At 34.6% G+C, this 12,128-nt stretch carries 10 protein-coding genes; 6 read left to right on the forward strand and 4 right to left on the reverse strand.

The window, feature by feature from the left end; translation table 11 throughout:
- A complete protein-coding gene (porT, locus tag AC1B0Z_RS08100; protein ID WP_483795134.1) occupies positions 1-729 on the forward strand; it encodes a type IX secretion/gliding motility protein PorT/SprT in 729 nt (242 codons plus the stop codon).
- A 9-nt stretch (positions 730-738) separates the two neighbouring features.
- Here the strand turns inward: porT and AC1B0Z_RS08105 are convergent, their stop codons facing one another.
- Both AC1B0Z_RS08105 and AC1B0Z_RS08110 read right to left on the reverse strand, forming a co-directional pair.
- On the reverse strand, positions 739-1,284 hold the full coding sequence (locus AC1B0Z_RS08105) for a hypothetical protein (protein ID WP_483795136.1): 546 nt from the start codon (positions 1,282-1,284) through the stop codon (positions 739-741).
- Between the two features lie 109 nt (positions 1,285-1,393).
- Positions 1,394-2,113: a TrmH family RNA methyltransferase gene (locus AC1B0Z_RS08110; RefSeq protein WP_483795138.1), complete on the reverse strand. Its 720-nt coding sequence runs from the start codon at positions 2,111-2,113 to the stop codon at positions 1,394-1,396.
- Between the two features lie 210 nt (positions 2,114-2,323).
- Between AC1B0Z_RS08110 and tamL the strand changes: the two genes are divergently transcribed.
- The 3 genes from tamL to accD all read left to right on the forward strand — a co-directional run bounded on the left by tamL (position 2,324) and on the right by accD (position 7,123).
- Positions 2,324-4,801, forward strand: coding sequence for a translocation and assembly module lipoprotein TamL (gene tamL, locus AC1B0Z_RS08115; protein WP_483795279.1), 2,478 nt, complete (start codon positions 2,324-2,326; stop codon positions 4,799-4,801).
- Positions 4,802-4,934: 133 nt separating this feature from the next.
- Positions 4,935-6,002 (forward strand): class II fructose-bisphosphate aldolase, encoded by a 1,068-nt coding sequence (gene fbaA / locus AC1B0Z_RS08120; RefSeq protein WP_483795139.1) that lies wholly within the window; start codon positions 4,935-4,937, stop codon positions 6,000-6,002.
- Positions 6,003-6,265: 263 nt separating this feature from the next.
- Positions 6,266-7,123, forward strand: a complete 858-nt coding sequence (gene accD / locus AC1B0Z_RS08125; RefSeq protein ID WP_483795141.1) for an acetyl-CoA carboxylase, carboxyltransferase subunit beta — start codon at positions 6,266-6,268, stop codon at positions 7,121-7,123.
- 11 nt (positions 7,124-7,134) lie between these two features.
- Here the strand turns inward: accD and AC1B0Z_RS08130 are convergent, their stop codons facing one another.
- Positions 7,135-8,295 carry a PAS domain S-box protein gene (locus AC1B0Z_RS08130; protein ID WP_483795143.1) on the reverse strand — a complete coding sequence of 387 codons (1,161 nt, stop codon included), beginning with the start codon at positions 8,293-8,295 and terminating at the stop codon, positions 7,135-7,137.
- Between the two features lie 180 nt (positions 8,296-8,475).
- Between AC1B0Z_RS08130 and rpsO the strand changes: the two genes are divergently transcribed.
- Both rpsO and AC1B0Z_RS08140 read left to right on the forward strand, forming a co-directional pair.
- Entirely contained in the window at positions 8,476-8,745 is a 270-nt protein-coding gene (gene rpsO / locus AC1B0Z_RS08135; RefSeq protein ID WP_130963084.1) for a 30S ribosomal protein S15, read from the forward strand.
- A 268-nt stretch (positions 8,746-9,013) separates the two neighbouring features.
- Positions 9,014-11,272 (forward strand): polyribonucleotide nucleotidyltransferase, encoded by a 2,259-nt coding sequence (locus AC1B0Z_RS08140; RefSeq protein WP_483795144.1) that lies wholly within the window; start codon positions 9,014-9,016, stop codon positions 11,270-11,272.
- A gap of 179 nt (positions 11,273-11,451) precedes the next feature.
- On the opposite strand, the gene AC1B0Z_RS08145 is transcribed toward AC1B0Z_RS08140, so the two are convergent.
- Complete coding sequence (locus tag AC1B0Z_RS08145) at positions 11,452-11,955, reverse strand: DUF6252 domain-containing protein (protein ID WP_483795146.1); 504 nt, start codon at positions 11,953-11,955, stop codon at positions 11,452-11,454.
- Positions 11,956-12,128: the final 173 nt, after the last annotated feature.

Genomic DNA, 12,128 nt, shown 5'->3' on the forward strand with positions numbered 1-12,128 from the left:
ATGAAGCAAATTTTAGTCGGTTTTGTTTTCCTCCTAACGTTTCAAACAACGCAAGCACAGTTATTTAAAAAGGAAAAAATTATCTACGATGCAAATCAAGGCCGTGGTACTACCGACTTTAAATTTTTGCGTTGGGGGTATTTTTTAGGTATAAACAATTACGATTTTAATTTTGACTACAACGAGGATTTACGTGATATTTACGTGGATACCAGTCCAGGCTTTAGCGTAGGACTGATAGGTAATATGAGAATAAATAGTTTTTTGGATTTAAGACTAGAACCAGGGCTCTTTATCACTACAAGAGAATTGTTTTATAGCGAACAATATTTTCAAGGTGTTGATTTTAAAGAATCTGACCTGTCTCGTGAGGTAAAGTCCACATACATTCACATACCGTTACTTTTAAAAATATCTGCCAAACGTATCAATAATTTTAAGCCTTTTATAATAGGTGGTTTTTCTACAGCGATAAATTTATCAAGTAATGAAAACAATCCTGATGACAACAGCAAAGGGCAGTTTAGAACCACAAGCAGACCCTTGTTTTATGAATTAGGATTTGGCATTGACTTTTATCTCTACAATTTTAAATTCACACCTTCCATTCGTGGACTTTTTGGGATGGGAGATGAATTAGTTAGGGATGATAACCCAAATAGCCCTTGGACAAGCAACATTACAAGTATGCAAACCAGAGGTGTCTTTATCAATTTTACGTTTCAGTAATTCAGAATATTAATTTGCTTTTCTAATTTTAAAATTGAAAAAGGCTTCAGAAGAAGCACCAGTTTGGTTTAACCAAATAGTATAATTACCTGAACCTAAGGCTCCTGTAAATCCTTGTGCTCCGCTTAAAGTTCCCATGCTTGCCAAAATATCATTGCCTCTGTTTGAGACACCATAAAGCGTACCGCCCAATAAATCACCTGCTCCAGTATTTGAAGCATCATTTGGGAAAGCGCTACTAGCTACAATACCAATAAACGCAACGTCATCGGTAGATTGATAATCATCTAAAGTAATTTCAATAAGCTCACTTTCCGAAGGGACAGTAAATGTAAAGTAATCAACATCAGACGAAGACTGACTGGCATTTAAAGTATTATTACCAACTATAAACGCAAGATTTGTGGGGGTATCAAACCCATTTGAAAGGTCTCCACTAAGCGTTTCGTTGTAATCAAAACTTTCTAATGGTGGCTCTGTTGTATTTTCATCATCGTCATTATTGCAAGCAATTAGTGCAAATAAAGACATAGTTAATAAAAGTATCTTTTTCATATTCTATTTTTTAGGTTATATTCAATATCTAAGGTCGAGAAACAGTCATATTCATTTCAAAAAACGGTTAATAATGCGATAAATTGCCATTTTAAGGCTGAACACTTTATCAAGTCCTTCTAAATTCACTCAATAAAATAGCTGTCGCAGTAGCCACATTTAAACTTTCTGTAGCCTTTAAATTGCCAAATCTTGGTATAGCTATGCGTTTTGTTATTTCTCGTTCAACATTTTTGGAAATCCCATTGGCTTCATTGCCCATCACTAAAATTCCGTTTTCAGACAATTTGCTTTTATACACATTATGCCCATCCATAAAAGCTCCAAAAACTGGGAGCTGTGTATTGCTTAAGAAAGAACTCAAATCTAAATAACTTACATTAACTCTTGAAATTGAGCCCATTGTGGCCTGCAAAACCTTTGGATTAAAGCAATCTACCGTTTGTGCGCTACATACCAAATCCTTAATCCCAAACCAATCACACAATCTGATGATAGTGCCTAAATTCCCAGGGTCGCGCACATCGTCTAATGCCACAATTAACCCCTCATAATCAACGTGATTGGGTTTAGGTATATTAAATACAGCTAGTGCCTTATTTGGTGTTTTTAAAAAACTAATACGTTTTAAATCTGCTTCTGAAATTAAATTTTCAGTTTTGGCATCAATATTGAAAGATTCCGTCGTATATAATTGATGAAGCTCAAAATGAGATTGTAGAAGCTCTTTTATCGTTTTAACACCTTCAACCACAAAATAGCCTTCTGCAAGTCTATATTTTTTTTGACCTAATCGTTTAATAAATTTTATTTGGTTTTTAGAAAGCATCTGGTTAAAATCGATATGCAAACATAAAGAAAAAGCTAAACTATTTTTACTCGGGTTTTACTGGGCTAATTTAATTTGAAATAATGTATTTTTGAAAACAATAGCCGTAAGTTAAGCCAATTGAAACTCAACTTAATTTTAATAAAAATCTATAAGGTTTTATTGCAAGTGTATTTGAAACAGCAACTTATTATAATTCTATCATGTTTTGTGCTTTTTAGCTGTTTTACATCGTGCAGCTTGGTTAAGAGAGTTGCAGAAGATGAGCATCTGTTAACCAACAACATCATTATAGTTGATGAAAAAAAAAACAAATCCGAAACACTTAACAACTTACTCTATCAAAAGCCTAATAGCAAAGTACCACTGCGCCTTCACATATATAACCTAGCGCGTCCAAATATAGATTCTATACTGGCCATAAAACTTGCAGATACCAGTAAAAAAGGCTTAAAGCGCTTTTTATCGAAAAAGCAGTTTTACAAAATGCAAGAGTCTAAACTTCATTTTAACCAATGGCTGAAAAAAACAGGTGAGGCGCCTATAATTTTGAGTGAAGACAAAACCAAAAAATCTGTAAAGCGTATTCAAGATTATTACGTTAATAATGGTTGGTTTAATGTTTCAGGAGCATATAATATTGAAAAAAAGGAGAACAAGCGTGCCGAGGTAATATATAACATTAAAAAAGGGCCAGCTTTTATTATCGACTCCATTTCTGAAAATATAGCTTCTCCAGCGGTGGAAACCTTATATCCTAGATTCAAAAAAAATGCATTGGTAAAAAAAGGTGAGCAATATAAAACTATAAATTTTGAATTGGAACGCGAACGAATTTCTGGGTTATTAAGAAATCATGGATTATTTCATTTTAAACAGGATTATATTTCTGTTGAAATTGACACCATTGGTACTAACAATAAAGTAAATGTAAACTTCAATATACAGAACAGAGCTATCAGAACCCCAGACTCTATCGTTCGTAAGCCATTTAAAATTTTCAAGGTAAAAAATGTAAATATCTACACCGATCATACCTATATTAACGACGGCACCCCTGTAAAAGATTCCACTACTTACAAGGGCTTTAACCTTTATAGCTATGGGGATATGCGATTTAAACCCAAAGCTATAACTGATGCTATTTTTATAGCACCAAATTCTTTATTTAAAGACATTGATAGAACCTATACCTACAGACATTTAAATGAATTGCGAACGTTTAAATATCCTGACATCGATTATGTAGAAGAGAACGACACCACCCTTACCGCAAATATTTATCTAACACCGTTAAAAAAGTTTAGCCTAGGTTTTAGCACAGAGGCCTCAACAAGTAATATTCAAAGAATAGGTTTGGCACTTAATCCCAGCTTAACAATTAGAAATATTTTTAAAGGTGCCGAAACTTTTGAAATTTCTGGAACGGCAGCTATCGGTTCTTCAAATGACGCTGGACGGCAAGATGGAGACCCGTTTTTTAACATTAATGAATTGGCTTTAGATTTAAGACTTACCATACCCAGAATATTCTCACCGTTTAATACTGAAAATATTATCCCAAAATATATGTCGCCTTCTACCAGAATTACCTTATCTGGCTCTGGGCAAACCAATATTGGGTTGAACAAACAAGCGTTAAGCGGTATATTCAGTTATAATTGGAGGCCTAATACCAAAGTAACCAACCAGCTAGACCTGTTTAACGTACAATACGTAAGAAACCTAAATATTGAAAACTATTTTAACATATATACCACCTCTTACAGAAGGCTAAATGATATCTCTAAATCCATTAATTACAATAATGGTGAAGACCTTTCGGTAAATGCAGGAGAACCAGAACTATTTATTACCGACGTAATAAACAACAACACATCCCTTACTCCTAATAATGAAGATTTTAGGCGGGTTTCGGCCATAGGCGAACGTAGGGATAGATTAACCGAAGACAACCTAATACTTTCTACCAGCTTCAGCTTTATAAAGGATAACCGCTTAAATTTATTGGATGAAGATTTTTCTATCTTCAGATTTAGAATTGAATCTGCGGGAACACTTTTGGCGAATGCCTCCAGGTTGTTGGGTTTGCAAAAAGATGCTGACGACAGATACGAGCTTCTTGATGTAGCTTTTTCCCAATATATAAAAACTGAATTTGATTATGTAAAACGTTGGGATCTAGGCAAACAAAACATTTTTGCTATTCGAAGCTTTTTTGGCATAGCTATTCCCTATGGCAATTCAGACAATATTCCCTTTGCAAAAAGTTTCTTCGGTGGTGGTGCCAATGATAATAGAGCTTGGACAGCATACGCTTTAGGACCAGGAAGCTCTGAAAGTACGGATGAATTTAATGAAGCTAACTTAAAAATTGCCGTAAGCGCTGAACAGCGTTTTAATTTGTTTGGTGATTTAAACGGTGCTTTGTTTGTAGACGCCGGAAATATTTGGAATGTTTTAGATGATGTTGACGACCCCAGGGCTACATTCTCTGGTATAAACTCTTTAGAGGATATTGCTGTTGGTTCTGGTTTTGGCTTACGTTACGATTTTAGCTTCTTTTTGTTTCGTTTTGACGTAGGATTTAAAACCTATGATCCCTCCTATCGTGATGATAATCGATGGTTTAACGATTACAATTTTAAAAATGCGGTATACAACATCGGTATTAACTATCCTTTCTAACACAACTGTTTTATTTTCTCAATAAATAACTATAACGTTTTAGGCTATAAATCTTATTTTCACTGGTAATCATTGAGATAGAAATCATAAAAATGACTATTTTTGTCAATCAAACAAAAAACCAATAAAAACAATGGCACATAATATAAAACCTGGCGTTGCTACAGGAGATGAAGTTCAAGCTATTTTTAACCATGCAAAAGCAAATGGGTATGCATTACCGGCTGTAAACGTAATTGGTTCAAATAGTATAAACGGCGTTATGGAAGCTGCTAGAGATTTAAACGCTCCAGTAATTATTCAATTTTCAAATAGTGGCGCACAGTTTAATGCAGGAAAGGGCTTAAGTAATGATGGACAAAAATCAGCTATTGCTGGCGCTGTTGCAGGAGCAAAACATGTACATACTTTGGCCGAAGCTTATGGAGTAACTGTTATTTTACACACAGATCACTGTGCAAAAAAGTTATTGCCTTGGATTGATGGGTTACTAGATGCCAATGAATTGCATTATAAAGAAACTGGGAAATCATTATTCAGTTCTCATATGATTGATCTATCTGAGGAGCCAATTGAAGAAAATATAGACATCTGTAAGCAATATTTAGAGCGCATGTCTAAAATTGGTATGACCTTAGAAATAGAGCTGGGTATTACAGGTGGAGAAGAAGATGGCGTTGATAATACAGATGTAGACGCTTCTAAATTATACACGCAGCCAGAAGAAGTTGCCTATGCTTATGAAGAATTAAGCAAAGTAAGCCACAGATTTACTATCGCCGCAGCATTTGGAAATGTACATGGCGTTTATAAACCAGGAAACGTAAAACTAACTCCAAAAATTTTAAAAAACTCGCAAGAGTATATCACAGAGAAATACGGTGTTGAGCACAATCATATTGATTTTGTTTTTCATGGTGGCTCTGGTTCAACAGTAGAAGAAATTAGAGAAGCCATTGGTTACGGTGTAATTAAAATGAATATTGACACCGATTTACAGTATGCATACATGACTGGAATTAGAGACTACATGGGTGGAAAATCTGAGTATTTAAAGTCTCAAATTGGTAATCCAGATGGTGATGATGTACCTAACAAAAAATTCTACGATCCAAGAGTTTGGTTAAGAGAAGGTGAAAAAACATTTGTAGAAAGACTTAAAAAAGCGTTTGAAGATTTAAACAACGTAAATAGTTTGTAAAGTTTACACTACATAAATTTAAGATTAAAAAGGTTTTGCTTAACGCAAAACCTTTTTGTTTACGCACTGTCACACAGCTATTTATAATCACATAGCTAATAAAACCATGCATTAAACATCAAAAAATTAAAAAAAGAATTAATTTTGTGCATCGATTTTTAATTTATCTTCCATAAATTGAAACATCATAAATAGACTAACTGAAATAACCGTAACGCTAATTCCTTAAATATAAACTCGTTACTTTAAAATCTTAAATCAATATGTCTTGGTTCAAAAGAAAAGATAAAGGAATACAAACTTCAACAGAGCAAAAAAAAGATACTCCCAAAGGCCTGTGGTACAAATCTCCTACAGGTAAAATTGTTGACACAAAAGAACTAGAACAAAACTTCTATGTAAGTCCAGAAGATGGTTACCATGTAAGAATTGGCAGTAATGAGTACTTTGAGATCCTTTTTGATGACAACAAGTTTAAAGAGCTAGATGCTAAGCTTGAATCTAAAGACCCTCTAAAATTTGTTGATACTAAAAAATACCCCGATAGATTAAAGGCTGCCCAAGAAAAAACCAAATTAAAAGATGCAGTAAGGACGGCTGTTGGAAAATCGAAAGGTAAGGACTTAGTTGTTGCCTGTATGGACTTTGCGTTTATTGGTGGCTCAATGGGAAGCGTTGTAGGCGAAAAAATTGCGCGTGCAGCTGATTATTCCCTGAAACATAATGTTCCATTAGTAGTAATTTCAAAATCTGGTGGTGCTAGAATGATGGAAGCTGCTTTATCTTTGATGCAGTTAGCAAAAACCTCAGCTAAATTAGCACAATTGGCCGAAGCTAAAATACCTTATATATCTTTGTGTACTGACCCCACTACAGGTGGAACTACGGCATCATTCGCCATGTTAGGTGATATTAATATTAGCGAACCCGGAGCGTTAATTGGTTTTGCTGGCCCAAGAATTGTAAGAGACACCACTGGAAAAGAATTGCCCGAAGGATTTCAAACATCAGAGTTCCTTTTAGAACATGGTTTCCTAGATTTTATTACACATAGAAAAGATTTAAAAGACAATATAAATAAGTACATTGACTTAATTTTAAACGACCCTTTAAGAGTGTAATTAAAAGGTATTTATTTAGAAAAGGATTCAGACTCGGAGCTCTCTATAGTTGCTGAGTCCTTTTTTGCTCTTTTAAAATATATAGAAAATTCTGTCCCAATATCTACTTCACTTGCAACCTCTACTTTACCTCCCATGGATTCAATATGGTTTTTTGTGATGAATAGCCCTAAACCTATAGAATCTCTATTGGTATGGAATGTTTTGTAAAGCTGAAATAACTTATCGCCATATTTCTCTAAATCTATACCCATACCATTATCAGCTATCCTAAAAACCACATATTCATCCTCTATACTCGATGTCAATTCAACTTGAGGATCCCTGTCATCCGATCGATATTTGATAGCATTGGTTAAAAAATTAAGGACAATACTATCAAGATAAGCCGGTACACCTTTTATATTAAGGGTTTCGTCAATATCATTAATTATAGTAGTATTAGTATTTCGTGCTATAGCTGTAACATTATAAATGGCATTTTCTACATAGTCATAAAGGTTTAGCGTTTCTAGCCGATTTGCATCTACGGGCTTAATTTTTGCAACTTCAGTAAGATGCGAAACTGTCTCTTCTAAATTATTAATAGCTTTTGATAGTAACGAAAAATTTTCATTCTCTTTAAGCCATGAAAACTCATCTTCCAAAAACCCTTTAATTGTAGATAAATTTCCTGAATGAGAACGCAAATTATGTGTTACTATGTTGGCGAAAGAGGATAATCTTTCATTTTGCTCTCTTACCACCCTTAACATCAATTTTAACTTGTCTTGGTTTAATTTTCTGCTAGTAATATCTGAGAACTGCCAAATCATTTGGGTAGGCTTTCCATTTAGCGCAGTAATCAATGATACCGAAATTAAAAACCAAATGATAGAGCCATCTTTGTGAAAATAACGTTGCATCACGCGATATCTACTTATTTTTCCTTGCATAAGACGATCGTATTTCGTGGCGTGCACACCCAAATCATCCCGAAAAATAATATTTTCTATTTTCATGTTATACAGCTCGTTTTTTGAGTATCCTAACATTTCACAAATACTATCATTTACTTTAATCCAATCGCCATCAAGGGTTAAGATGGCGATACCGTTGTATGTGTTGTTGAAAATTTTTTCAAGAGAGTCGTAAGAATCTGGGAAACTTTCTCGCGGGAAGAGTGATTTCATATTTACGTAAATACTTCAGGTTATTCTATTGAAAGCCAATAAATAGTTACCTAGGGAAGTAACTTTTAAAAACAACGAAAAGTTACACAAAAAATCAATTAAATACAAAAAAGATGCTATATTTGCCGCCTGAAAGAAAGACTTTCATAGTACATAACAATCATTTACAATAATATTAGCATGTATTTAACAAAAGAAGCTAAAGAGAAAATCTTCGCAAAACACGGTAAAGGAAAGAACGATACTGGTACTGCAGAAGCTCAAATTGCGTTGTTTACGCACAGAATTAATCACTTAACAGAACACTTAAAAAAGAATCGTAAAGATTATAATACTGAGCGTTCGTTAGTAAAACTAGTAGGTAAGCGTCGCTCTTTACTAGATTACTTAACTAAGAAGGATATCTTAAGATATCGTGCCATAGTAAAAGAATTAGGATTAAGAAAATAAACAAGATAAGAGAGGTTTGCATTGAGCAAGCCTCTTTTTTCTTTTTACCCTGAGCTTGTTGAAGGGTTGCGCTGGCATCGAATACCTCAGCCACCGCTAAAAAATGACTCTGCGAAAGAGTATAAACTTCGCAATTTTAGAAGAAGCTAATTATAGTTTTTCATTGGTCGAGACTTTACAGTCGCACACACAACAACTACACACAACACAACGACCATTGTTTAATATGATTTAGGCAGTTTTACGCTTAAATTACAAGAAAAAATTTATGATTCCACAGACATTTAAAGAGGTTATAAACCTTGGTGACGGTAGAGAAATTTCTATTGAAACCGGAAAATTAGCAAAACAGGCGCATGGTTCTGTTGTTGTACAATCTGGAAAATGTATGCTTTTGTGTACAGTTGTTTCCAACTATCACGCTGCCGATGTAGACTTTTTACCTTTAACGGTAGACTACAGAGAAAAATTTGCAGCAGCAGGAAGATACCCTGGTGGTTTCTTTAAAAGAGAAGCTAGACCTAGTGACGGCGAAGTTTTAACGATGCGTTTAGTAGACCGTGTTTTACGTCCGTTATTCCCAAAAGATTACCATTCTGAAACTCAGGTAATGATTCAGTTAATGTCTCATGATGATGAAGTTATGCCAGATGCTATGGCAGGTTTAGCAGCTTCGGCAGCTATTCAATTATCAGATTTTCCGTTTGAATGCCCAATCTCTGAAGCTAGAGTAGGTCGTGTAAATGGAGAATTCATAATCAACCCAACTAGAGCACAATTACTCGAGTCTGACATCGATATGATGATTGGTGCTTCTGCCGATTCTGTAATGATGGTTGAAGGTGAAATGGATGAGATTTCTGAAGAAGAAATGGCTGATGCTATTAAGTTTGCACATGAAGCGATTAAAGTGCAATGTGCTGCTCAAGTAAAATTAGCTGAGGCTTTTGGTAAAAAAGAAGTACGTGAATATGAACCAGCGGTTGAAGATGAAGATTTAGCAAAGAAAATTCACGATATGGTTTACGACAAAACGTATGCCATTGCTAAAGCAGGTTCTGCAAAGCATGAACGCGGAGAAGCGTTTAGTAAAATAAAAGAAGAGGTTTTTGAATCGTTTTCTGAAGAAGAACAAGACGAATTAGGGAAACTTATTCATAAATATGTAGCGAAAGCTCAAAAATCGGCCATTAGAAACTTAACCTTAGATGAAGGTTTACGTTTAGATGGTAGAAAAACAGATGAGATTAGACCAATATGGTGTGAGGTTGATTATTTACCTTCTACACACGGTTCTTCGATATTTACACGTGGGGAAACTCAGGCGTTAGCTACTGTAACTTTAGGAACAAGTAGAGAAGCGAACCAAATAGATATGCCATCTTACGAAGGTGAAGAGCGTTTCTATTTACATTATAACTTCCCTCCATTTTCAACAGGTGAAGCTAGACCAATTCGTGGTACTTCACGTCGTGAAGTAGGACATGGAAACTTAGCGCAACGTGCTTTAAAAGGTATGGTGCCAGAAGATTGTCCTTATACAGTTCGTGTAGTTTCTGAAATTTTAGAATCTAACGGTTCGTCTTCTATGGCAACAGTTTGTGCTGGAACTATGGCGATGATGGATGCTGGTGTTCAACTTAAGAAACCTGTTTCTGGTATTGCTATGGGATTAATCTCTGATGCTGATACAGGGAAATACGCAGTGCTTTCTGATATTTTAGGTGATGAAGATCACTTAGGAGATATGGACTTTAAAGTAACAGGTACTGAAGATGGTATTACAGCTTGCCAGATGGATATTAAAGTAAAAGGATTATCGTATGAAATTCTTGTAAATGCTTTAAAACAAGCAAGAGAAGGTCGTTTACATATTTTAGGCAAGATTACTGAAACTATTGAAACTCCAAATGCTGAAGTTAAAGATCATGCACCTACAATGGTGACTAGACGTATTCCTAACGAATTTATTGGCGCCTTAATTGGTCCTGGTGGAAAGGTAATTCAAGAATTACAGAAAGAAACTGAGACGACTATTGTTATTAATGAAGATCCTGTTACTGAAGAAGGTGTTGTTGAAGTTTTAGGTGTTGGTAGTAAAGGTATTGATGCTGTTATGGCAAAAATAGACTCTTTATTATTTAAGCCTGAAGTTGGTAGCGTTTACGAAGTTAAAGTGATTAAAATGCTTGATTTTGGTGCTGTTGTAGAATATACAGATGCTCCAGGAAACGAAGTATTATTACACGTAAGTGAATTAGCTTGGGAACGTACTGAAAATGTTAGCGATGTAGTTAACATGGGCGATGTGTTTGATGTAAAATACTTCGGAATAGATTCTAGAACACGTAAAGAGAAAGTATCTCGTAAAGCTATTTTACCAAAACCTGAAGGTTACGTAGCAAGACCACCAAGAGAAAATAATGATCGTGGCGGACGCGGACGTGATAACCGAGGTAGAGATAATCGTGGACGCGATAACCGCAGAGACGATAGAAGACCTAGAGGAGATAAGAAAGAGGAGTAATTCTTTTTAGTGACTATATTAAAACCGTTTCCTCAAAAGAAACGGTTTTTTTTGGTTTAGATAGCTTAAAGTGTTATCCCCTAACCCTCAATTAAGTATCAATAAAATGTTTAAAAAAACCTAGGTTTTCTATGCTTTCACTGTTTTCATTATAGCGTTTAATTATCAGTATTAAAAAACTATTCTCTTTCAATATCAAAAGCACCCTCTTTAACTGATCTTTGCCGTTCTAGAATAGTACCATCTTCAGCCGTAAATTCAAACTCTCCAACAACTCTTGCGTCAGTAATTTCAGTTATATTTACAAAGCCTTCTCCTGCAAAATAATCAATGGTGGGTCCATCATCATTTTGGTCAAAAAAATCAAAGGGATCACCATAGGTTAATTTAGCACTAGACTCGTTGCTGCTTATGTTATAACTCCCCAATTCAGGAGGAAACCTTATAGTAATGGCCAACTCATCAATACCATTGTAACAGTAAAGCACAATACGTTCATAATCAATGTTATACGGAGCTGGATAAACAGGTCCTGAAACGTGTTCTTTACCATTAATAACTACTTCTAAGCGCCCATATTTAAAATTATTAAATACTTCTTCTTGATCATTACTTTTACTACAACTCGTAAGCACCAAACATGTGCCTACTACTACTAATACAGAAGTTAGTATATTTTTCATTGTCTTATGATTTATATTTTTTACATCAAAACTATTTTATGAACACTCACTAATATAAAACTCTTATGTTATAGATTTCTTTAGCCCTCTCAATAGTTATTACCCAATAAAATCTTTTGATATACATAAAAATATTAGATTAAACCTTATAATATCCTAAAAATAAATATATT

Source organism: Hyunsoonleella sp. J2K-J805 (genome assembly GCF_057167125.1).